This is a genomic window from Moritella dasanensis ArB 0140, assembly GCF_000276805.1.
In the GTDB taxonomy this organism is placed as follows: Bacteria; Pseudomonadota; Gammaproteobacteria; order Enterobacterales; family Moritellaceae; genus Moritella; species Moritella dasanensis.
On record NZ_AKXQ01000013.1, the window covers coordinates 134,926 to 158,859 of the forward strand.

The 23,934-nt window shown below is 41.1% G+C and carries 19 protein-coding genes, 1 other RNA gene and 1 pseudogene; 15 read left to right on the forward strand and 6 right to left on the reverse strand.

Translation table 11 applies throughout. From position 1 onward, the window contains the following. Nucleotides 1-45: 45 nt before the first annotated feature. The 4 genes from A923_RS0112705 to A923_RS0112715 form a co-directional block, all read right to left on the reverse strand. Nucleotides 46-663, reverse strand: a complete 618-nt coding sequence (locus A923_RS0112705) for a 5-formyltetrahydrofolate cyclo-ligase (protein ID WP_017222056.1) — start codon at nucleotides 661-663, stop codon at nucleotides 46-48. 70 nt (nucleotides 664-733) lie between these two features. Continuing rightward, a non-coding RNA gene (gene ssrS / locus A923_RS22795) (6S RNA) lies at nucleotides 734-918 on the reverse strand. 4 nt (nucleotides 919-922) lie between these two features. Further along, entirely contained in the window at nucleotides 923-1,255 is a 333-nt protein-coding gene (gene zapA, locus A923_RS0112710) for a cell division protein ZapA (RefSeq protein WP_017222057.1), read from the reverse strand. 352 nt (nucleotides 1,256-1,607) lie between these two features. Next, nucleotides 1,608-2,555: a DMT family transporter gene (locus tag A923_RS0112715; RefSeq protein WP_017222058.1), complete on the reverse strand. Its 948-nt coding sequence runs from the start codon at nucleotides 2,553-2,555 to the stop codon at nucleotides 1,608-1,610. A gap of 188 nt (nucleotides 2,556-2,743) precedes the next feature. Here A923_RS0112715 and A923_RS0112720 point away from each other — a divergent pair, with 188 nt between their 5' ends. The 10 genes from A923_RS0112720 to A923_RS22250 all read left to right on the forward strand — a co-directional run bounded on the left by A923_RS0112720 (nucleotide 2,744) and on the right by A923_RS22250 (nucleotide 15,660). Beyond that, the gene (locus tag A923_RS0112720) at nucleotides 2,744-3,712 is read left to right on the forward strand and encodes a LysR family transcriptional regulator (RefSeq protein ID WP_017222059.1); all 969 of its coding nucleotides are present in this window, start codon (nucleotides 2,744-2,746) and stop codon (nucleotides 3,710-3,712) included. A 110-nt stretch (nucleotides 3,713-3,822) separates the two neighbouring features. Then, nucleotides 3,823-4,395, forward strand: coding sequence for a UPF0149 family protein (locus A923_RS0112725; protein WP_017222060.1), 573 nt, complete (start codon nucleotides 3,823-3,825; stop codon nucleotides 4,393-4,395). Between the two features lie 174 nt (nucleotides 4,396-4,569). After that, complete coding sequence (locus A923_RS0112730; RefSeq protein WP_017222061.1) at nucleotides 4,570-5,349, forward strand: tetratricopeptide repeat protein; 780 nt, start codon at nucleotides 4,570-4,572, stop codon at nucleotides 5,347-5,349. 232 nt (nucleotides 5,350-5,581) lie between these two features. Then, the gene (ubiH, locus tag A923_RS0112735) at nucleotides 5,582-6,787 is read left to right on the forward strand and encodes a 2-octaprenyl-6-methoxyphenyl hydroxylase (protein WP_017222062.1); all 1,206 of its coding nucleotides are present in this window, start codon (nucleotides 5,582-5,584) and stop codon (nucleotides 6,785-6,787) included. Between the two features lie 15 nt (nucleotides 6,788-6,802). Further along, entirely contained in the window at nucleotides 6,803-8,020 is a 1,218-nt protein-coding gene (locus tag A923_RS0112740) for an FAD-dependent 2-octaprenylphenol hydroxylase (RefSeq protein WP_017222063.1), read from the forward strand. A 496-nt stretch (nucleotides 8,021-8,516) separates the two neighbouring features. Then, the gene (gcvT, locus tag A923_RS0112745) at nucleotides 8,517-9,611 is read left to right on the forward strand and encodes a glycine cleavage system aminomethyltransferase GcvT (RefSeq protein ID WP_017222064.1); all 1,095 of its coding nucleotides are present in this window, start codon (nucleotides 8,517-8,519) and stop codon (nucleotides 9,609-9,611) included. 141 nt (nucleotides 9,612-9,752) lie between these two features. After that, on the forward strand, nucleotides 9,753-10,139 hold the full coding sequence (gcvH, locus tag A923_RS0112750; protein WP_017222065.1) for a glycine cleavage system protein GcvH: 387 nt from the start codon (nucleotides 9,753-9,755) through the stop codon (nucleotides 10,137-10,139). Between the two features lie 173 nt (nucleotides 10,140-10,312). After that, nucleotides 10,313-13,219 (forward strand): aminomethyl-transferring glycine dehydrogenase, encoded by a 2,907-nt coding sequence (gene gcvP / locus A923_RS0112755; RefSeq protein WP_017222066.1) that lies wholly within the window; start codon nucleotides 10,313-10,315, stop codon nucleotides 13,217-13,219. A 761-nt stretch (nucleotides 13,220-13,980) separates the two neighbouring features. After that, entirely contained in the window at nucleotides 13,981-14,610 is a 630-nt protein-coding gene (locus A923_RS0112760) for a DNA-binding transcriptional response regulator (RefSeq protein WP_017222067.1), read from the forward strand. A gap of 3 nt (nucleotides 14,611-14,613) precedes the next feature. Next, nucleotides 14,614-15,660, forward strand: a complete 1,047-nt coding sequence (locus A923_RS22250; protein WP_017222068.1) for a sensor histidine kinase — start codon at nucleotides 14,614-14,616, stop codon at nucleotides 15,658-15,660. A 174-nt stretch (nucleotides 15,661-15,834) separates the two neighbouring features. On the opposite strand, the gene drt2 is transcribed toward A923_RS22250, so the two are convergent. Next, nucleotides 15,835-17,184 (reverse strand): antiviral reverse transcriptase Drt2, encoded by a 1,350-nt coding sequence (gene drt2, locus A923_RS0112770; RefSeq protein WP_017222069.1) that lies wholly within the window; start codon nucleotides 17,182-17,184, stop codon nucleotides 15,835-15,837. A gap of 526 nt (nucleotides 17,185-17,710) precedes the next feature. On the opposite strand from drt2, the gene A923_RS0112775 reads away from it, so the two are divergent. The 5 genes from A923_RS0112775 (at nucleotide 17,711) to A923_RS0112795 (ending at nucleotide 23,231) form a co-directional block, all read left to right on the forward strand. Continuing rightward, on the forward strand, nucleotides 17,711-18,505 hold the full coding sequence (locus tag A923_RS0112775; RefSeq protein WP_017222070.1) for a leishmanolysin-related zinc metalloendopeptidase: 795 nt from the start codon (nucleotides 17,711-17,713) through the stop codon (nucleotides 18,503-18,505). Between the two features lie 246 nt (nucleotides 18,506-18,751). Continuing rightward, complete coding sequence (locus A923_RS0112780; RefSeq protein ID WP_017222071.1) at nucleotides 18,752-20,248, forward strand: leucine-rich repeat domain-containing protein; 1,497 nt, start codon at nucleotides 18,752-18,754, stop codon at nucleotides 20,246-20,248. A 224-nt stretch (nucleotides 20,249-20,472) separates the two neighbouring features. Further along, entirely contained in the window at nucleotides 20,473-21,528 is a 1,056-nt protein-coding gene (gene rsgA, locus A923_RS0112785; protein WP_017222072.1) for a ribosome small subunit-dependent GTPase A, read from the forward strand. A 160-nt stretch (nucleotides 21,529-21,688) separates the two neighbouring features. After that, nucleotides 21,689-21,937 (forward strand): helix-turn-helix domain-containing protein, encoded by a 249-nt coding sequence (locus A923_RS0112790; protein ID WP_017222073.1) that lies wholly within the window; start codon nucleotides 21,689-21,691, stop codon nucleotides 21,935-21,937. Beyond that, nucleotides 21,924-23,231 carry a HipA domain-containing protein gene (locus tag A923_RS0112795; RefSeq protein ID WP_017222074.1) on the forward strand — a complete coding sequence of 436 codons (1,308 nt, stop codon included), beginning with the start codon at nucleotides 21,924-21,926 and terminating at the stop codon, nucleotides 23,229-23,231. Before A923_RS0112790 ends, A923_RS0112795 begins: the two co-directional genes overlap by 14 nt. Before the next feature lie 237 nt (nucleotides 23,232-23,468). Here the strand turns inward: A923_RS0112795 and A923_RS0112800 are convergent. Beyond that, nucleotides 23,469-23,918, reverse strand: a pseudogene (locus A923_RS0112800) (transposase domain-containing protein); the annotation flags it as partial. Between the last annotated feature and the right edge of the window lie 16 nt (nucleotides 23,919-23,934).

Here is a 23,934-nt window from a genome sequence, read left to right on the forward strand (position 1 = left end):
CAATGGCATATGGTTAAGCAGCTAAGCACTTAAGCAATTAAGTAATCAAGCAAAGGTGAATGTTGTTGACGGGGTAATGATTTCTTTAATGGGCATATCCCACGGTGCAATGGGTAAATTATCATGCTGTTGGCAGTCGTGGGCTAAACCCAGTACGTAGGGCGGCTGTTGACCGTCACGCACAAATTGATGTTGGGAAAAGGTGCGATCGTAATAACCGCCGCCCATGCCCAAGCGATTACCGGCTAAATCAAACGCCACTAACGGGCTGCAGACCAAGTCTAATTGCAGATACGGGATCACGTCAGTGACATTAAGTCGGGGTTCACTAATACCGTATTTGTTTTTAACTAAGGGCGTGGTCGCGGTTAGACGAGTGAACAACAATTGCTTGTGACTAAACGGATGTAAAATAGGAATGTAGACTTGTTTGCCTTGTTGCCAACACCAGTCGATGACCGCTTGAGTATTCAGTTCGCCATCATTATGTAAATAAATAGCAATATGCTGGGCGGATTGAATATGCGGGTGCTGACTGAATTGTAAAACCAGATCACGACCGGCTTGTTGCTGCTGCTGGGTTGAAAGCTGCTGGCGACGTTGGCGTATTTGTTGTCTTATTGCGGTGCGATTTACGGCTAGCGATGGTGTTAGGTCAGACATAAACAAGATCCCATACTCGTTACTTTCGATAATGGATACTTTCGGTAATAGATTGCTGTTAATACAAGAAGTGGGCCCCAGGGTGCGGCTACAAGGTTTAGTCCTGAACCAGAAGGTTCAGGTTGGCTATTCAAGCTGTTGCGTCAGGCTTCTCAGTACGAGCTGAGCTTGCACAATAGCAACAGGAATGAAAGCCTATAAAGTGTGATTATCGGCTCAGGGACATAACCCGCATACCAATCACCCCAGGGTTATTTGGTTATACTGTAGACGGTTCTTTATCAACTTTAATATCGACTTTGTTATCAACCAAGGCACGTTCAATAGTTTCTTGTAATAACTGAATACGATCATCTACGGTATTTGTATATTCTGTTGTTTTATGACGTTCTTTACGAAGTTCATGACAAAAATTTAACGCCGCCATCACAGCTAAATGCTCTAAATTCTTGATCTTGGTCTTCGCTTGTATCTCTTCTAACTTTGTATTAAGTACAGCAGCTGTTTGATGAAGTTCATCGACTTCTTCACTTGGGCTACCGACTTTAAAGTGGCGACCTAATATTGCTATGTCAACCGCAGTTGTACTCATGGCTATACTCTAAGTTATCTGGCTACAAGGGCTATATCAAGCGCCTTGGCTGATACGTCTGAACTGACTATATCCCGCAATAGTGAGCATTGCAAGGGGTTATCTAATTGAAATTTTAAGTTGCGGATCGAGATTAATCAAGTTGCCCATAAATCCAACAGCTTAGTATTTATTTTAGCGGCTGGAATGGCTTAATCGGTATCAAACACAGGGATTTACGGGAAAGAAAAGCCCTTGGCGTTAGCTATTTTACTCTAATTTACCAAGCAATTTGACCGCTATCACACCTTTATATAATAGTTATAAATAGTGCATAGCGGTATTAAATAATGTATCGCGGTCGATAAATATTTTAAGCGCCAGTGGTGCTTGTCGCTAGCACAGGTTTAACCAACACATTGTTGCCGTCTTGTTCTGTACTGGCTTGCTGGGCGTTAGCTTGCGCGGCTAAACGTTTATTTTTTGCTTCCACTTTTGCTAACCACAATAACGGAATAATAATAAAGGCAGTACCAATTGCCATGCCAAGGTCTGGAATTTCATCAAACCAGATAAGCCCAACTACCACTGCGCCGATTAACCCACTGTACTCCGCACTGGCAATTTTGCTGGCTTCGCCAGAACGATAAGCCATGACACAAAAACCGGCATAGATAAGGATAAACAAGGTTGACCCTGCTGCCGTTAATAGTGGTGCAAAGTCCCACGGTTTACCTTCCCAAATAGTGAGTCCTAACGATGCAGGCATACCCACTAAATTGGTTAATAATAAGGTTTGAAATACCGTTTGGTGCTTTGGCAGTTTACGGATCAATAAATTATTTGCGGCTAAAGTAAATGCCACCACGAGCGCGGCCATTGCTGCCCAATCGATCTCGGTTGGACGCACCACAATCAATACCCCAACAAAACCTAATACACCGGCGGTAATAGAAGGGATGGTGAGTTTTTCTTGAAACCATAACATCGCCATTGGCAACATGATTAAAGGTGCTGCATAGAAGATCGCATTGGCGGTAGCCAGTGGCATGGAGTTGATAGAATAAACCATGAAGATCGCACCCAGTAGCCAAATGTGACCACGTACCGCATGCCATTTCAAACCATTAACCAGACTCTCTCTGCTGCTTTTTAAACAAAATGGGATCAGGAGCAATACTGCCGTTAATTGTCGGAAAAACACAAATTGATAAACTGCAGCATCTTCCGAGAGCGTCTTAATTAAGGCATCAGAAAAAACGGCAATAACGTTACCAATAATTAGCAAGGTCATTGCTAAACCGACAGTCATCTTTGGCATGGTGTGCTCCTATACATACACTTAACGCATTAAGTAAAATGTAACTTCAAAATCGAATAAAACTAACCTAAAAAGTAACAACACAAGGCTGGGACGTTGAAAAGGAAAAGTGTGATGTGGGTAGCATATTCCAAAAGCTATGATGAAGTATAATGATAAATATATTTTTAGTATGAGCTGAGCTAATAATGAAACTTCCCCCGTTACGCGCTTTGCAATGTTTTGAAGCGGTTGCCCGATTTAACAGTTTTTCCAAAGCTGCCGATCAACTTAATATTACCCAAAGTGCAGTCAGTCATCAGGTACGTCAGTTAGAAGAATATCTCGGTGAATCAATGTTTAATCGTAAAGGCCGTACCTTGTCGCTCACTGACATGGGCGAGCGTTATTACGAAGAGGTCAGCCAGTCGTTGGCGAATATATCCAATGCCAGTCAACAGATCCGCGAGGGCAAGTCGGGCAAGATCCGCTTAGCCATTTATAGCTCGTTAGCGGTGAAATGGTTGATCCCACGTTTGGATAATTTACGTCAGCAATATCCTGAAATTGATCTGTCATTAAACATGGTGGCGGATGAACCCGATTGCAGTGATCAAGTGGCAGATTGCTTTATTACCGTGAACCCGCCGAAACGTAACTTTGTCAGTCAGTTGTTATATGCCGAGCGTTTATATCCGGTGTGTGGCAAAAAGATCTGGCAGCAGATCCAAGACAAACCACTGCCTGAGGCATTGTGGCAATATCCATTATTATCGGTGCAGTCGGTGTTTCCCGACAGCGCCTTGGGTGAAGATTGGCTCCGTTGGTGTGAGTTAGGCGGATTCAGTCTGCCGAAAACGGTGAAAATGAACTATTTTAGTCATATGATCATGGCGGCAGAAGCGGCGCGCTATGAACAGGGCATCACCTTGGTGAATCATTATTTAATGAACGATCAAGACCGCCAAGATAACTTTGTGCGCATCCCCATGCACGAGATCTTAACCGGTGATAATTTTTATTTTGTCTATAAAAAATCCCGTGCCAAGCAAACCGATATTCTTAAGCTAGGGCGTTGGTTAAAGCTGCAATGTTATGACCAAGACCAGAATAGTTATGAGCAAGAGCCGCAAGCGGGTGATAAGCCACAGGGCTCGGCGGTCTTATCCAGCGATTAAGGATTAGACAACGTGGGCTAGGGTTTGTTTGGCTATGGTCTTGATCTGGGCGAAATGGTAATATAATCGTCATTATTCTAAATACATTAATCAATTGGTAAGGTCCTCACATGGATAAAGTTAAACTTCCTCTTTTTGCTGACGTAAATGAGCAGCTACAACAAAGTGATTTATTAGTGAACCCTGCTGATGTGCACGGTGTGATCTGTGGTCTATTATGTGGCGGCGTTAAGCTAGACAGCAAAGCTTGGTTAGAACCGTTTGATCAACTCATCAACGAAGGTCTGGGTATCCCAGATTCACTTGACGCGATATTAGCGGACGTTTATAGCGGTAGCGAAGCGGCGTTAAAAGACATGACATTAGGTTTCGAACTGTTGCTTCCAGATATGGACCAGCCGTTAGAAAACCGTATGGAAGCATTAGCAGAATGGGTTCAAGGTTTCCTTGGCGGTTTTGGTATGGTGCATTCAGTATCAACTGTTGCCAGCGATGATGTGAAAGAACTGATTGCTGACTTTGCGAGTATTTCGCAAATGGACATTGAGACTGACGATGACAGTAATGAAGCAGAAGAATCATTCTACGAGATCGTTGAATACGTGCGTATGGGTGCGACTTATTGCTTTAATGAATTAGGCGACGGCGGCGGTGAAGCGCAAGCAATGCCAATCCTGCACTAATTCTGCGACGACAATCTTTACGTTAGTTTAATAAAAGATGATTTATCGCAAGCGCAACATAACGCTAGCTCGCTATGATTATGTTGCGCATATTACTGCTTACCTAAATGGATACTTATCGACGTAATAACCGCGATAGGGTTAGGTAAATATAAATTGGACAAGGAGTGTTGTATGTCTTTAATAAATAAATTAACAGCGAAGTTGAGTAGTAAATCAAACGCCTCTGCAGCACCAGTCGTGTTGCCTGAAACGGCTTTTAGTCGCGAGCAGCATGCAGCGCGTAATACTCAGTTTAGTCAAACTTACCATGCTTATACTAATCCACAGCAAGCCTTTGAATTTTGTCGCACACAAGCTGATGAAGGCGTGGTCATGGCCTTGTATTTATTGGCCCTGCAGTATGAACAAGGTGATGGTCAGCAAACGTATTTAAGCCAAGCGCTAAGTTGTTACCAACGTGCCGCTGACTGTGGTCACCCAGAATCATTATTTAATCTGGCGCTGTTGCACTTACAAGGGCAATCGCAAGGCCAGTTGGGTAAACCCAATGCGGTATTAGCGTTTAGCTATTTTGAACAAGCGGCCAAGCAAGGGCTAGTACAGGCGCAGTATAACCTGGCCAGTATGCTGGATCAGGGCTCGGGTTGTTTTCAAGATCAAACCGCTGCGTTTGATTGGTATAACAAAGCCGCCGAGCAAGGTTATACCCAAGCATGGCAGAACATTGCGGTGATGTATTACCGTGGTGAAGGCGTTGACGCCGATAAATTAAAGGCGTATGCGTGGACATTATTAGCGGCTAAAGCCGGTGTCGACGAAGCGATCGCCGCAGAACCAGAGATGACACAAGCGTTAAATACCACCGAGATCTTGGTGGGTAAAGCGCAGTTTGATCACTTACAACAAGGCTTTTTAGCTTACTTACCAATAGAAACCCGATTTGAAGGTTAATGATCTTAGCTTGGCTTACACATAGAGTTTAAAGACACCACCACGCCGTAAACCCATCCATGGGGGCTTGGGGCTGGCATCCCTGCCAGCAACAGGTGGCTTTCTTTAATCGCTATGTGAAGTATTGTTCAGCGTCGTTTAATTAATGCTGTTCAGTCGGTTTTATTGTTCGGGTTTGTTGGCTTTGTTATAGTGTCATCATTTTTAATTTCAATAACTTGTTAGGATCGAAATGTCAGTGGTTGAATATGATATTGCAATTGTGGGTGCCGGCATGGTCGGCGCGACACTTGCGCACGCGATAAGCCAAATACAACGCCAAGATGGTCGTCAATTATCCATCGCGTTAATTGATGCCAATCCACCAACGACCAGTAATCACCCTGGTTTTGATGCGCGTGTGATTGCATTGTCGTATGGTTCTCAACAGATCTTAAACCAGTTTAAACTGTGGGATAAGATCGCGCCGACAGCCACGGCGATCAAACATATTCATGTCTCCGATCGGGGTCATTGGGGTTTTACCCGTCTTGATCACAGCGAATACAACTTGCCAGCATTAGGGCAAGTGATCGAACTGCAAACTGCAGGGCATATATTCCAACAAGATCTGGCCGAAATCAGCAATATCAATTGGTATTGCCCAAATCAGCTCGTTAGTTTAGATCGTCAAATCGATCATACCGACCTCACCCTCGATGACGGCCAGCAAATACGCTGCAAGTTATTAGTCGGTGCAGATGGTAACAATTCAATGGTGCGCCAGTTAACCAACGTGCCAATTGAAGTTACTGATTTTGAGCAAACCGCGATCATTGCTAACGTCACCACCAGTAAATTGCATGAAGGCAAAGCGTTCGAGCGTTTTACTGACACGGGTCCGTTGGCATTGTTGCCAATGAAAGATCAACGTAGTTCATTAGTATGGTCGGTGCGCACTGATGAAGTTGACGCGATCATGGCATTAAGTGATAAAGCATTCTTAGCACGTTTACAGCAGCGTTTCGGTTATCGCTTAGGCTCGTTTACTAAAACGGGTCAGCGTTTTTCATACCCGCTGCTATTAACAGAAGCGTTAGAGCCAACCCAACATCGTAGTGTTGTGATTGGTAATGCGGCGCATGCACTACACCCAATTGCGGGTCAGGGTTATAACCTGGGCTTACGTGATGTGGCGGTATTGCATCATCAAATTGAACAAGCTTTTTTAAACGACCAAGATGTCGGCGCGCAAGCCGTCACCAAAGGTTACTGGCACAAGCGTCAAGGCGATCATCAAAAAACCATTTGGATGACGACCTCATTAGCGACCTTGTTTGCCAATAATTATGCGCCGCTGGTGGCGGGTCGTAATTTAGCCCTGCATACCATGGGTTACAAACCAGAATATAAACGCGCACTCGCACGTCAAGCACTGGGTGCGTTCAAGTTATTTTAAGCATTAGGATGTTATATGCAATCTTATGATATTGCGGTTGTTGGCGGTGGCATGGTTGGACTTGCTTTTGCTGCAGCATTAAAAGAAACCACCCTGAAGATCGTCGTTATCGAAGGGAATGAACTGGATCGCGAATTAGGTGAATCACCAGAATTACGCGTGAGTGCGTTAAGTCGCGCCAGCCAAAACATATTACAAAATGTAGATGCGTGGTCAGGTATCGAAAGCCGCCGCCATCAAGCGTACAACGCCATGCAAGTATGGGATCGTAATGGCTTCGGTCACATCGACTTCGACGGCGATGCGTTAATGACAGATACCTTAGGGCATTTGGTCGAAAACAAAGTGATCCAATTAGCGCTGTTAGAGCAAATTGACAAAGCCAGCAACATTACCTTATTAACCGGGTCGCGTATTAGTAAGTTAACCCGTGGCGGCGATGCGGCTTGGTTAACGCTAGAAGATAAAGAACCTGTGTACGCGAAACTGATTGTTGGTGCTGATGGTGCTAATTCATGGACACGTGCACAAGTGGCCATTCCGCTGACGACATGGGATTATAATCACCATGCGATTGTCGCGAATATCCGCACTGTTGAACCGCATCAATCCTGTGCGCGTCAGATCTTTAATCCAGAAGGGCCATTAGCGTTCTTACCGTTATGGCAGCCAGATCTGTGTTCTATCGTGTGGTCATTACCACCAGAACGAGCAACTGCATTGTTAGCAATGGATGAAAGCGAATTCAACAAGCAATTGACCGTGGCATTCGATGGCCGTTTAGGTTTATGTAAAGTTGAAGGTCAACGTCAGGCATTCCCGCTTAAAATGCGTTATGCCCGTAGCTTTGCCAGCGATCGCGTGGCGTTAATTGGCGATGCGGCCCATACCATTCACCCGTTAGCAGGGCAGGGCGTAAACCTTGGTTTGTTAGATGCGGCGAGTTTGGCGCAGTGTGTATTAGAAAATCACCTCGCCAATAAAGATATTGGCAGCCATGCGCACTTGCGCAAGTTTGAGCGCTGGCGTAAAGCCGAAGCGGCTGTGATGATTTCAAGCATGGAAGGACTAAAACGTTTATTCAGTGGTGGTCATCCGGCGAAACGCATTTTCCGTGATATTGGTCTAACCTTGTCGAATACATTACCTGGGCTAAAGTTAAGCTTTATTAAACGGGCGATGGGATTAGATGGTGAGTTACCTGATCTTGCTAAACCGGGCTACAAGCGTTAACCTTATCTCGATTAGCGTTAACCTGATCACAGGGAATTGTTAATATAGTGTAATTGATCCACCCCTATAATTGCACTTACGATGAGAATAACTAATGTAAACACCCTGTTTGCATTAGTTATAATAATGGGTAAGGTGGTTATTTTTAACATCTTACTAGCTTAAAAATTGTCAATACAGTTCATAATCAGTAAAACCAACTGCCTAATCTAGTTTTTTTGTGATCTACGACGTCATTATCCCCCTCAAATAACGACTTTCACTTTTTAAGTGTTAGCCTTATCCATATTATTATTTTGTTAACCATTAGATTTTCTATTCCTTAAATAATTTTTAACGAATGCTATCTAGGGGTATAATAAGATCATTGTCATGTAATAGGCTTTACATGACCGTTTTATATAAAGCCTTATATAGGACTTTATCTAAAGCAAAAAAGCAATTTTACTTGATCCCAAAGTCTTGATTAATAACTGTCAATTAAAGGAATTATAGAATGGCTCAACAAACAGTACTGTTCCCGAAGCACGTAGAAGCAGGGGCAAAAATGGTAGACTTCCATGGTTGGGATATGCCAATCAATTATGGTTCTCAGATTGCTGAACATAATGCTGTCCGCGAAGATGCGGGTATGTTCGATGTGTCACACATGACTATCGTTGATATCAAAGGCTCTGATGCTAAGTCATTCTTACGTTATTTACTTGCCAATGATGTGGCAAAATTAACTGTTTCTGGTAAAGCACTTTATACCGGAATGTTACAACAAGATGGTGGGGTTATTGATGACCTTATCGTTTACTTCTTCAATGATGAATACTACCGTTTAGTGGTTAACTCAGCGACGCGTGTTAAAGATTTAGCATGGATCAACAAACAAGCTGCAGATTTCTCTGTTGCTGTTACTGAATTACCTGAACTAGCAATGATTGCTGTTCAAGGCCCTAAAGCGAAAGAAAAAGCCGCTACTGTATTCACAGCCGAGCAAAACGCTGCTGTTGAAGGCATGAAGCCTTTCTTTGGTGTGCAAGCGGGTAGTTTGTTTATTGCTACAACGGGTTATACCGGTGAAGCAGGTTATGAAATAGTTGTTCCACAAGACCAAGCTTGCGATTTATGGCAGCAACTTGTGGACGCAGGTGTTCAACCAGCAGGTCTAGGCGCACGTGATACACTACGCCTTGAAGCTGGCATGAACCTTTACGGTTTAGATATGGATGAAACTGTATCACCGCTAGCCGCTAACATGGGCTGGACGATTGCTTGGGAACCGCAAGAACGTGACTTTATTGGTCGCGCAGCGCTTACTGCTCAAAAATCAGAAGGCACTGACAAGCTTGTTGGTTTGGTTCTGGAAGCGAAAGGTATTTTACGTACTGGTCAAAAAGTCGTATTTACTAACGCTGCAGGCGAAGCATGTGAAGGCGTTATCACCAGTGGTAGCTTCTCACCAACATTAGGTTTTAGTATTGCATTTGCACGTGTTCCAGCATCAATCGGCGAAACAGCTGAAGTTGAAATGCGTAAGAAGTTGATACCAGTTGCAGTGACTAAACCGGCGTTTGTTCGTAATGGTAAAAAACTAGTTTAGTGCTACGTTTGATTTAACTGAAAATTGTATGACGTAAGCTGGGTTACTTTTCTTTATTACTAAAGACGCGTAATTCAGTGTCTACAGCGTTACCAAATAAAAACATAATCATTTAAGTATAAGACAAAAGGAATTTCAACAATGAGCAATATCCCAACTGAATTAAAATATGCATCTTCACACGAATGGGTTCGTAAAGAAGAAGACGGTACGTTTACTGTCGGTATTTCTGACCATGCGCAAGGCCTTCTTGGTGACATGGTATTCATCGATTTACCAGATGTTGGTGATGAAATTGAAGCTGGCGAAGATTGCGCAGTAGGCGAATCTGTTAAAGCTGCATCAGATATCTACGCACCAATCAGTGGTGAAGTTGTTGCAATCAATGAAGAACTTGAAGACTCTCCAGAGCTAGTAAACTCGGATGCATTCGGCGAAGGCTGGTTGTTCCGTGTTAAAGCGTCTGACGAAAGCCAGCTAGACGCGTTACTTGACGCTGCAGCTTACGGCGAGTCAATCGAAGACTAATTGTTGTTGAAACCCTGAGCTAGCCTCGGGGTTTTTTTTAAGTGTTTAAACTCTACTTTCAGTTTGTGAAAAATGAATTTAATCTTTTAAACACCTATTTATTGTTGTAAGCGCTATTTTTATTTTGTAATAGCTACTTTCATTTTGTAATAGTAAAAAATACAGGGAATTGCATGAAAACCCATACCCCACTTGCCCATTTAGAGCAGATTGATAATTTCGCCCGTCGCCATATCGGTCCTTGCGACGAAGAAACTAAAGCAATGTTAACGAAAGTTGGCGCTGAATCTTTAGAAGACCTTATTCAACAAACTGTACCAAGCTCGATCTTATTGGCAGAAGACGTTGTTGCTGGCCATCAGTTATCTGAAGTTGCAGCACTGCAAGAATTAAAAGCCATCGCAGCGAAAAACACAGTAAACAAGAGCTACATTGGTATGGGCTATTACGGTACTAACGTGCCGAATGTTATCCTACGTAACGTATTCGAAAATCCAGGCTGGTACACGGCATACACGCCTTACCAACCAGAAATTGCACAAGGTCGTTTAGAAGCATTACTTAACTTCCAAACAATGACGTGCGATTTAACCGGCATGGACTTAGCAAGCGCATCACTCCTTGACGAAGCAACAGCAGCAGCTGAAGCAATGGCAATGTGTAAGCGTGTTTCTAAAAACAAAAAATCTGACAACTTCTTTATCGCCGACAGCGTACACCCACAAGTTGCTGACGTGATGATCGAACGTGCGGAGCACTTCGGTTTCACTATTATTCAAGGTCCAGCAGCAACAGCCGCTGACCATGACTTGTTTGGTGCGGTACTTCAGTACCCAGGTACGAACGGTGACGTAACAGATATCAGCGACATTATTGCTGCTATCCAAGCGAAAAAAGGTGTTGTTGCAGTTGGTTCTGATTTATTAGCACTTACTCGCATTAAATCTCCTGCAGAACTTGGTGCAGACATCGCGTTTGGTAGTTCACAACGCTTTGGTGTACCAATGGGTTATGGCGGTCCACACGCGGCATTCTTCGCTACATGTGACAAACATAAACGTTCTATGCCAGGTCGTATCATTGGTGTTTCTAAAGACACACATGGTAAACCAGCACTACGTATGGCAATGCAAACGCGCGAGCAACACATTCGCCGTGAAAAAGCTAACTCAAACATTTGTACAGCGCAGGTATTACTAGCGAACATGGCTGGTTTCTACGCAACATATCACGGTCCTCAAGGCCTGAAAGATATTGCTAAGCGTGTACACCGTTTTACTGATTTATTAGCAACTGGTCTTGTTAAAGGTGGTTTAAGCCTGACGCACAATACTTGGTTCGATACAATCACAGTACAGTTAGATAACGAATTGTTAGATAACAAAGAGAAAGTTGTTACTCGCGCATTAGCAGCGGGCATTAACTTCCGTCTTGATTCTGAGCACCAAGTTGGTATCAGCATCGATGAAACAATCACGCAAGCAGATCTGGCGACATTATTCGACGTACTACTTGGTGATAACCACGGTATCTCGATTGATGAACTAGAAGCTGAACTGGCTGCAACAGGTAGCACGTCTATCCCTGCATCAGTTGAACGTGAATCTGCATTCCTAACACACCCAGTATTTAACTCTCATCATTCAGAAACAGAAATGATGCGTTATATTAAATCTCTGGAAAATAAAGATTTAGCCCTTAACCATTCAATGATTTCATTAGGCTCTTGCACAATGAAACTGAATGCAGTTGCAGAAATGATCCCAGTAACATGGCCTGAATTCAGCAACATGCACCCGTTCTGCCCAGCAGACCAAGCGGTTGGTTATAAAGTGATGATTGACCTGTTAGAAGACTGGTTAGTGACTATCACAGGTTACGATTCAGTTTGTATGCAACCTAACTCGGGTGCTCAAGGTGAATATGCTGGTCTATTAGCAATCCACAAATACCATGAGTCTCGTGGCGATTCACATCGTAACATCTGTCTTATCCCTAGCTCTGCGCACGGTACTAACCCTGCATCAGCGCAAATGGCGGGTCTGAAAGTTGTAGTAACTAAGTGTGATGCGAACGGTAACGTTGACGTTGAAGACTTACGTGAAAAAGCGATTGAACTGAAAGACAACCTTTCTTGCATCATGATCACGTACCCATCGACACACGGTGTATACGAAGAAACGATTAAAGAAATCTGTGAAATCATTCATGACAACGGCGGCCAAGTTTACATGGACGGCGCGAACATGAACGCACAGGTAGGTCTTACTTCACCTGGTTCTATGGGTTCTGATGTTTCTCACCTGAATTTACATAAAACATTCGCTATCCCACACGGTGGCGGTGGTCCAGGTATGGGTCCTATCGGCGTTAAAGCGCATTTAGCACCTTTTGTTGCTGGTCACTCGGTTGCTGACACAGGTAAAGAAAGCCGTAACAACGGTGCGGTATCTGCTGCACAGTTCGGTAGCGCAAGCATCTTGCCTATTACGTGGATGTACATCAACATGTTGGGTACAGATGGCCTGAAAGCGTCTACACAGACAGCTATCTTGAATGCTAACTACCTAGCTCAAAACTTAGACCCACTATTCCCTGTGCTTTACAAAGGCCGTAATGACCGTGTTGCTCACGAGTGCATCATTGATTTACGCCCACTTAAAGAAGCGACTGGTATCAGCGAGTCTGATGTTGCTAAACGTCTAATGGATTATGGTTTCCACGCGCCAACAATGAGCTTCCCAGTTGCGGGTACGCTAATGATTGAGCCAACTGAATCAGAATCTAAAGCTGAATTAGATCGCTTCATTCTAGCAATGACTGGCATCCGTGCTGAGATTGCTAAAGTTGAATCGGGTGAGTGGACTGCAGAACAAAGCCCACTACATAACGCACCACACACACTAGCTGATATTGTTGACGCTAACTGGGATCGTGCTTATGACCGTGAAACTGCGGTTTACCCTGCACCTTACGTGAAGAAAGACAAGTTCTGGCCTACAGTAAACCGCATCGATGATGTGTATGGCGACCGTAACTTATTCTGCTCATGCCCTCCAATTGAAGCGTATAACGACTAATTTTGGTGTGTAACTGAGTTTTATAAATTCAGGTTCAGATAATAAAAAAGACAAGCTTCGGCTTGTCTTTTTTTGTCTGCGATTTGGTTTTTAAGCTTAAGCTTAGATGAGGCAAAGTCGCCAAATTTCTATTTTTTTGTATTTAAATTCTAATACACCAACGCAGTCTATGTATCATTTATTCGATACACAGCTGTCGTGTTTAAGTGAGGGACGACAAGTTCTGGCCTACAGTAAACCGCATCGATGATGTGTATGGCGACCGCAACTTATTCTGCTCATGCTCACCAATAACGACTAATTTGGTTAATTTAGCGTGTAACAGCGCCAAATACATGACGTGATAAGAGCGAGTCCTGCGAAAGTAGGGCTCGCTTTTTTGTTGGTCAGTAGAAATAACTCCAGAGGGGGCGCTATTTCCAATTTGAGACTCTGATTATATACAGTTGTAAATTATTCACCCTATCGTTATTAATCTATAAGCGACTTATTCTATCTATTATACGCCGCCATTTTTAATCAGAGACTATAATTTAACACTGTCTTATTGGTTAAATTTTGAGCTTAACCCGTGACTACCTCTAAAGGGATTGCTGCTAGTTGTTTTAAATAAATGTTTCAATATAATCAGTTATATAACTGGTTTTTATCTTATTTTTAATTTAATGAGTTGTTATTGACTCGGATGATCAGATTTGGGTGATTGAGACGTTATGTTATACAAATTTTAGGCTTGTGCAGTTTTTACAAGGGAATAGTTTATGAATTGGATCGTAGCAAATAAAGAGTGGTTATTTAGTGGAGGGGGTTTAGCTGTGATTACTTTTATACTAGCTAAAGTATTTTCAGCATCAAAAGGTGATGACAAGCAACCATTACAAACAACTAATAATATCGATATAAAGATAGATAGGGGCAATGAACCTGCAGTTAATAACATAGCTTCAAAAGCGGAGTTCGTTAAAGCCAATGTTAAACCTGTAGTTAAAAAAACATTAGATGATTTTAAAAATGAAACTAGAATCCTTTTCATTGATGACGATATGCGGTTTAAGGTTTCAAAAATATTAATTAGAAGTGGTTGGGTACATACAAAGTTAATTAAAGACTGTGACACCTTAGACGAACTGGACGTTATAAATGCTTCTATATTATTTATTGATGTTCAAGGGGTCGGTTTATCGATGGGGTTTAATGACGAGGGGTTAGGGCTAGCGCTTGCTATAAAAGAAAAATATCCTCTAAAAAAAGTTGTTATATATTCCGCAGAAACGCAAGGAAACCGATTCCATAGGGCACTAAGGGAGGCTGATTCATTTTTAGCTAAAAATGCTGATCCTTATGAATTTCAACGGCTTGTTGAAGAGTTTACTATTGGTGGAGAATGTTAAATCATGGTTATTAGGTACCGAATAGTAAGCGCCAAAGGTATAATTATTTCTTGTGATTTATTACCCTCTGAAATTATGCTAATAAAAAATATAAACTCGAAATCTCAAAAAATTAATAATGGTTCAATTAGAGCTGGTGTTTCAAAAAATGAATTATATACAGTTTATGCATTTTCATCTGATAAAGATCTGATAAAGAGCTCATTAAAATTTAAAACTCAATTAGATCTAATTCTTAGAACCACAGAATCAATTGATCAAATAATTGATAAAGCGAAGACATCAATCAATAAAAGCACAAGTAGATTAATTCATAATCTAACAACCCTTAACGCTCATAATATACAAGAAATATACTCGTTAATTCCTCAAGATGGAGTTAGCCGAAATATGAGAACACAAATTTCTTTTGCTAAAGAAATTGTAAAGGCTGAACCTAAAGAAGCGGCTATCACACTACTTAAAATTGCCAAAAATAATGCGTCAATGAAAGTAGAATTTTCGGTATTTAAAAAATTATTTGATAGTAATCCTGAGCTTCAAAGAAGAAAGCATAATATTCATAAAGTATTAATGAATATTTTTTACCTCTTTTTTCCGGACTTTACGGATAAAAATGTCAAAGTGATTGTGGGTGATGACAATACACACATGGCATATTTCGATTATGAATCAGTTCACGTTGCCTTGTATCATATGATTGAAAACGCCACTAAATACATAAAACCTGATTCTATCTTAAAAATAGATATTGATAGTAATGATAAATACTCACAAATTTCTATGGATATGATTAGTACGGAAATAAAAAAATCAGAAGTAGAAAAAATATTTTTCGAAGGTGTATCTGGTGAACTTCCAACTAAAATAGGGAAAGCTGGAGACGGTATCGGTTTGTATAGAGCTCAAAATATACTTCATTTAAATTCAGGTTCGATTAAGGTAACGCCATACCCTGAAAGCTTAGAGTCCACGCTCGGTTTTAAATTTCAAAGGAATGTCTTTGTTATAAAATTACCAACATGCAAACAAAGCCTAACAAACCCATAAAGTCAGGTCCGCAATGAATGTGTTAGTATTTCCACTGTTTATTGGGTGTTATTTGATTAAATAGATGCTTCAGGCTTATTTTAGCTGAAACATCTTCCCCCTAATTTAGTGCAAATTATCACATGGTTTTTAGCTAATTATAGCTAAGTTTCAGAGTCGATTTAATGCTGTTGCTTATTCTTTTACTATTTGTTCTTCGAACCTTTTAAGCAATGGTTTCAACTGTTTTTTTATCGATTTGGAATCCATTATTTTTGCAGCTCTATACCCATAAGAGAGAAAGTTACGTTGACCTCGATGTGTATACAAGCGATGTAACTTTCGTTTATATAGCTCAGTTTGTAATGGTTCACCTTTTGATTTTCTAATTCGATTTTCTTTATCCATTGTATTTTTAGCTAGTTTAATTCCGCCTTTCATTTTTTCAGAGTATCTTGAAAGAGAGGCTGAACGTAGAAAAATAGATGAACCATCAAATAAAAATCCAAGATATTGTAACGGTTTTTGTTTATTGTCTTCAAAACTAGATAGCTTATCTGAATGATATCTAAAATCTCTTATTTCGGTTTTACTTTCGTTGATCGTGACATATAACTTACTTATCTCGGTTGTTACGTTCACTAACACTTTATCTCGTTCACTAGTCGGAACAACAAAGAGCATGTCATCGCAATATCGAAAATAAGTACCATTAATTGAATTCGCGTAATCTTTCATTTTTTCATCAAAAGAAAGCATGTATATATTCGATAATAAAGCACTTATTGGCGACCCTTGAGGGATACCATAGTTATCTTTGTTTGATGAAATTAGACCTGCTTTTCTGATATCAGTTCGAAACTCATGTGGCTCACATATTTTTAATCGTTTATTTTTTATTTGGCTTTGATGCTTACCGTTACCATTTAATTTGGGATTGTGTGGAGAGATATTAAAGAGCTCGAATACTTTGTCCCGATCTACTTTAGAAAATTTAGTTAATGAACGAAAAACATTATAGTGATCACTTGGTAACTCTTTTAAACCTAATATATTTGACCATTCTCGTTTTAAAATACCATGATCTAGCGTATCAAAAAAACTTGAAAAATCTAGAGCAATAGCGGAACACTCTCCTTTATCTTTAATGTAGTTGAAAACATCATTAGCAAAGTGAATGTTATTTTTTTTATTAATTTTTCTAAACGCTAAAACTGAATCGTGTAGACCTTTCTCTTGTAATTTATCTTCATAATGTGCTGAAAGAATGTCTGCATAATACGCATAAATATGGCTATCTATGTGAGATGAATAAGCTACATCTCTCACTTTTTCTTTACGGTATAACTTGTTTGTAATTTTATCTCTCGATAATTTAGTCACATTAAAAGAATAAGAAATAAAAGGATAAAACGCATGTTGGCTTACTGTTTTTGGATTTAAAACAATGTTGTTGGCTTTGTCCAGTAATATTGGACGATCAAAATGTAAGTAACTGCGTTTCTTAAACCAAAGAGGTACTTCTGAGATAGGGGAGTTATTCATTTTATGTCTCTAGCAAAACCGAGGATAAATAGAAAAGCGACCTTTCTGCATTATTCTCCCCGGCTTCAACTAACTGGCCTAACCAATCATCTGACCTTTTTCAAGGTACGCGTCGCATATATTAGAAATACTATATAATGTAATATCAACTGGAGAAACTATGAAAGTCCTGCACTCGATGGCTATACATTTGGCTTTGTTCATGAACCAAGCGGAATGTATTGTCATTCTATAAGAAACCTTTACGACTACACGTAAAGCAACTCTAGCTTATCTTTTTATATGTTTAAATTCAATTGTTTAATGTTATTTTCTGCTGTGTGTGTGGATGAAGTATAGATAAATGTTGGTATTATATAAACCAATATATATTTATATAATACATATTGAAAAGTGGTGATCTGTGAAGCGTTTTCATTACATCAAGTAATCATCAAACCAATTCCCCCATACAAACCCTTACACTCACAAATATATTAATCCCTATAATCGTTCACACATCCTCTCGATTTAGGGAAACTACTTTATGCACTTTTTTACACTGAAAAACTCTGCAATATTATCCGTCACTGCCGCCCTATATTTAACGGCTTGCACTCATACCGCACAAGCGAGCAACGTCGTTAAAACCGTCACTAACGGTGCATTAACTTTCGAGCTCGAATTCGAAGATGAGCTATACCTCGAGGGCGGCAAAGAGTTGATGTGGAATGAAGCATTGCAGCAACCTTATATCGAAGCAGCCAACCAATGGTTAACGGCATTAGTCGGCGTAGAGGGTAAACCACTGCACACTATCCGTATGCGGATCTCGGTTGCAGAGATGAATGACGGTAATGGTTACGCTGGCCCTGATTCTGAAGAACAAATAGGTGACTACGAGATACCAACCAGCGGTACCTTAGTTATCGGTAATCATACCTACGAACAAGGCTTTGAGCAGGTCGAGTTTAAAGCCAATATCCTTCATGAAATGGGGCACATCCTTGGTATCGGTTCGTATACTGAAAGGTTTACGGAATACAGCGAGGAACTCCAAGGCAATGTATTGAAAGTGCCACACAGTATGGCTGCGCAAAAATATAATCAGATATACGGTAACAGCTATCAGTATGTGCCAATCAGTGATGACGGCGGTCACTTGTATGATTATGTATTGCAGGAAGACAAAAAACGGGTATTGGATAACGGCAAAGTGTTAGCGCCATTAACCCAAGAGTTTATGGCTAATGGTGTGGTCTTTGGCGCTGTGACACTAGGGGTACTCGATGATATTGGTTATCAGGTTTCTTATAGTGGGGCAGAGGGTTATAAGCCATGAACATTAAGCCAACACTTCCTCAGTTAGGCTGGAAACCTTTTTCCATCCACAACAGACGCTAGAATAACTGACTGAGTTCATGATCGGTCGCGTTGTTGAACAACACCGTCACGGCCGTTATCCAACTCGATAAGTAAGACGTATAGTGGGTTAACTATGTGGAAAAAAATTGATTTACCCCTACTTTATGCTATTAATTACACTTTAAGTATTGCAATGTTTCACTGCTTTACTAAAGAGGTTTAGATGAAAATGTTGAAAAAATCACTATTAGCATTCGTGATCAGTACTAGCATTGTCGGTTGTAATGGTTCAAGTTCAAGTTCTGGATCATCGGGAGGTGGCGCAGTGGCTACTTTACCTACATCACTAAAAAATTGCATCATTGAACTGGCTAACACCTTAATTTGTAATGGTGCAGTTGAAGACTTGAGTGAATTAACCCTGCTACCCAATCTCACATCTCTACAACTCGATGATGTAACGATAACCGAAGCCGTTTGGAAAACACTGCCCGTAACCTTACCCCTGATAACCAAATTACAATTGGTGAACAACGATTTACCCTCCAATATTGATTTATTAAATTTTCCCAATCTAACGACATTAATCATCGGAGACAATCCTGACACATTTACCACAGCGGGTAGTGTGTTATTAAATGCAATAAACGATCAAACCCAATTGCAAACGCTTGGTTTTTTCGGCAATGGTCACCTTGCTCCTAACGAAATTGAGCTTGCCAACTTTAATGCACTCACAGATCTCGACCTTTCTTATGGTGAGCATATCTTTGCTGGTGTCCGCTCTGGTGAAGGTTTGTTAGGACAGATTGAAGCAATGTCACAACTTACAGCCTTAAATTTAGAGGGGACAGATTTAGGAGAGTTCGACCTCAGTCAGTTGGTTAATCTTACCAAGCTTAACTTTAGCAACACTGAAGTATTTTACCGCATTCCCTCAGGTGAAGGCGTAGTGAGTCAATTGGAAAATATGCCCCTGTTAACTGAACTGCGTATTGCGAGTACGGGCATATTGAGTATCGACCTAAATAAAATGACAAATACGTTAACGGTACTTGATCTCTCTAACAGTTCTTTATTTTATGACTATGAAACAGGTGATTATGATTCGTCATTAGCAGATGCATTTTTAGCACAACTTGAAGCGATGACCAAACTTACTGAACTTAGACTTGATCAAACATTAACCCCTTCTACTGGAATGAATGGCATAAACTTAAGCAAGATTGCCAATAGCTTAACAATACTTGACCTGTCTGGTCATGCCTCATTATTTGATGGGTTAACCAGTGGCGATGGTGTGTTAGGACAAATAGAAAACATGGATAAGTTGACGGAATTGAAGCTCGAACGCGTGGCTCTCACCGACATTGACTTGAGTAAATTTGCAACCAATTTAACAGTCCTGGCTTTATCTGGTAACCCCGAACTATTTACAGAGACAAGTATATTAACGAGCGTATTAATGCAGATTGAACGCGCTAATGCTCTCACGCAACTGGCATTAAATAACAATGAACTACAGAGGTTTAATGGTGGGACGTTAAGTAAGTTATTATCCCTTGATATCAGAGATAATAGTCGGATAACAGTGGACAACTTAGTGTTACAGAACAATGCGGGCTTAGACGTTCGTGTTAAGGGTACTGGCATTAGTGAGTCTGATGAAGCCACTTTAAAAGGCAAATACCCTGACGTAAAATTTGATTTCATTTTTTAGCCATTAGATGCCTGCAATCAAATGAGAGTTGCTGGTTCTGAAGCTTAATTGTTGAGGGGGAAGTATGAGGCATTATCTGCTTTACTTGTCCTTCAAGCTGCGAATAAAAAACAATCATGTCGGAAATGTTCAATCTTTCGCTGTGTGATCCCGCTATTATTAACTCATCGATTTGGTGCGCGCACTAGATAACAGAATCAATATTAATAGACGAGATCATCATCATGAATACAGCAATGAACATGACGCCAACACTTTCTCAGTTAGGCTGGAAACCATTTTACCAACAACAGCTGACGTTAGAAGAACTGACTGAATTCATGATAGGTCGCGTTATTGAACAGCACCGCAGCAGTATTGTAGTGATGGCTGAACAAGGCCAAGCAACGTTAACCTTAGCGCCAAACAGCGAGCGCGTTTGTGTTGGTGACTGGGTATTGTTTGACGAATCGTTAAGAGTGTATAGAAGCTTAGAGCGTCAATCATTGTTTGAGCGTAAAGCACCGGGTTCAAAGGTAGCGACGCAATTGATTGCCGCGAATATCGACAGCGTGATGATCGTGTGTTCGTTGAATAATGATTTCAACCTTGGCCGTATTGAGCGTTACCTTGCCATTGCTAAAGAAGCGCAGGTTGAACCTGTGATTATATTAACCAAAGCAGATTTATGTGAAGACGTTGCAGGTAAGCAAGCTGAAGTACAAGCGCTGGATCCACTGCTTGCTGTCTATTCAGTTAATGCGTTGGATAGCCAAGATATTCAACAGCTGCATACTTTCTGCAAATCGGGTAAAACCGTGGCCTTTTTAGGGTCATCTGGCGTGGGCAAATCGACATTAGTAAATGGCCTTTTAGGCGCTGAAGCACAACAGACGGGTGGCATTCGTGAAGACGATAGCAAAGGTCGCCATACTACAACGTATCGCGCACTAAAAATGTTGCCACAAGGCGGCATGTTAATGGATACCCCTGGCATGCGTGAATTACAACTAAGCAGTTGTGAGACTGGCGTGAGTGAAACCTTTAGCGAAATAACCGCTATCGCAGGACTGTGTCGCTTTGGTAATTGTTCGCACGACAGTGAACCGGGCTGTGCGGTTAGAGCTGCAATTGAAGATGGCTCTTTGCCATTAAGACGCCTAACAAGTTATCAAAAACTAAACCGCGAACAAGCGATGAATAGCGCGACATTAGTAGAGAAACGCTCGAAAGACAAAGCGTTCGGCAAACTCATTAACAATGCACAAAACGAGGCCAAGCGTTTTAAAAGAGGTATGTAAGCCTGAGCGTAGAACATATGCATGATAAAGAGTACGATCGTACACTTTAATCTAAATACTAATGTCAGCAATAAGAAAAGTGTATATAGATACACTTTTTCTTGCTTATAAGCATATGAAGACCTAAAGTAACCATAAGTACACTTTTTAGGGCGTTCGCATGGTTACTCAACTTGATCCAAGCACTTTAGGTAAATTGATTAAAGAAAATAGAAAGGCAGCGTCGATGACTCAGGAGATCGCTGCATCATTTTGTGGTGTTACCAAGAAGACCTTAATCAGAGTTGAAAAGGGCGAAGATGTATACTTTTCAACAATAGTTAAAATCCTTAATGGTCTTGGTATAAGCCTTGCTGTCGATGACCCTAGTAGTAAAAAGATATTAGGTGGCAGCAATGAATGGTTCTAACTTTAATGTGTTAGAAATGTATTTCAGGGGGATGATCATAGGTAAAATATCTTTTGACATTGATACTGAATATTTTTCTATCGAATACACCAAAGAGTGGCAGGAGAACGGTTTTCCTATCTCGCCTATGCTTCCGCTCAGTGGCCGAGTACCGAGTTCACAGATCTCGATTTATCTGACTAACTTGCTGCCCGAAAACAAAGGTCTTGATTACCTCATTGAAGCCCTCGGTATTTCCAAAAACAATACATTTGCCCTAATCAAAGGGATTGGCTTCGATACATCTGGTGCAATATTGTATTTGCCTATGGACTCTAAACCACAAGTCACATCTTTTATTTCTATCTGTGAAGAAGACCTTATAAAACGAATCGAAGACCCAGAAATGTGGCCGATGGAAGTTTGGGATGGCAAACCACGTCTTTCAGTGGCAGGGGTTCAGTCTAAACTGAACCTATTCCACATCGATACTGAATATGGGTTTGGTGAAGGAGATCTTTGTTCAACCCACATTGTTAAATTTGAAAAAAATACGCAACAGCATTTAGTACTCAATGAGTTTATTACCATGAAACTTGCTGAGCTTATCGGTATGCAAGTTGCGAAAGTCGAGGTTATGCCAATAGGCAAATATAAAGCCCTATCTGTTACGCGTTTCGATCGCATGTATAACGCAGAACGGAAAATCGTAATGCGTCGCCATATGATTGATGCATGCCAGGCGCTTGGATTTTCGGTTGCTAGAAAGTATGAGCGAAACTTAGGTAGCAGCCGTGATGTAAAAGAGATCCGTGAAGGTGTGAGCTTGGACAAGCTGTTTAGTATTGCACAGCACTGCGCTAATCCCGCACAAGCTAAATATGACATGCTCCGTTGGACAATTTTTAATTTACTTGTCTGCAATGCTGATTCTCATGGCAAAAATTATTCTTTCTATGTTACTGCAAATGGATTGGAACCTACACCATGGTACGATCTCGTTAATGTGCAAATGTATCCAGAGTTTGATCAAGAACTTGCGATGGCAATTGGTGATGAATTCGAACCTGATGAAGTGCATGCTTATCAGTTGATGCTCTTTGCTGAAGAATGTGGAATAAAGCAGAACGTACTTGAGATAACGCTTAAGCAGCTAACGAAAGCGATTATCAATAATGTAGATAAAGCAGTAGATCTAGCTTGGGAACTCACGGATGCAGAGTTTGAGTATGCTGAAAAGTATAAACATAGTATTCAAGCACGTTGTGAGTATTACTTAGCTCAGACAGAAGAGATGAAATATATCCTGCTTTAATTGAATAGCCGCTCGCGCTTTACCCCAAAATCAACAAAGCCTCCAAACGAGGATAATGCCATTTAGTTAAGGATGTATTGACTGAACAAGGTAACGTGTTTTAGATATTCGAACGCTCCGATTTTTGGGGCGTTTTATTTTTTCTGGCAATATATAACGCTTTACTCTTTCACGCATTGCCCTTAATTTTTTCGGCATACTTCCTGGCGTACCCATCGCGCACCAAAGTAACTCATCGTGAATAATGCGATTTCGGAGTGAAGTCAAGGCACAAAGGCGGACAATAGGGTATTCAGTGTGCTTGTCTTTACTGTAATTAATATATCCAAATGATGCGACATGTTCAGGTGTGTCATGACATCGAAGTTGAGTACCATCAATTGAAAAAAGCTTTAGATTATTCCACTTATCGTCAGAGTCTTCTTGCTTTCCCCAGTGTCTGGCCGTCATTGAAAATAACTCGGCAAGAGGTTCATCGCTGAGCCTTTGCCTGGCTTGAGGTATTGCACTTGGAGCGACATTATCACCGAGTGAATCGGAGAGATGAAGGTCTAATTTGGAAACAATGTCCGTTATAGAGCGATCACGAAATAACCCCATACCAATGACTAACGATACGACTAACTCAGCAGGCAGTTTACGTTTTCGAATGCTCGCTTTATTCGTTTTTTCTAATACTTCTTCGATCTATTCTAGCGGCAGG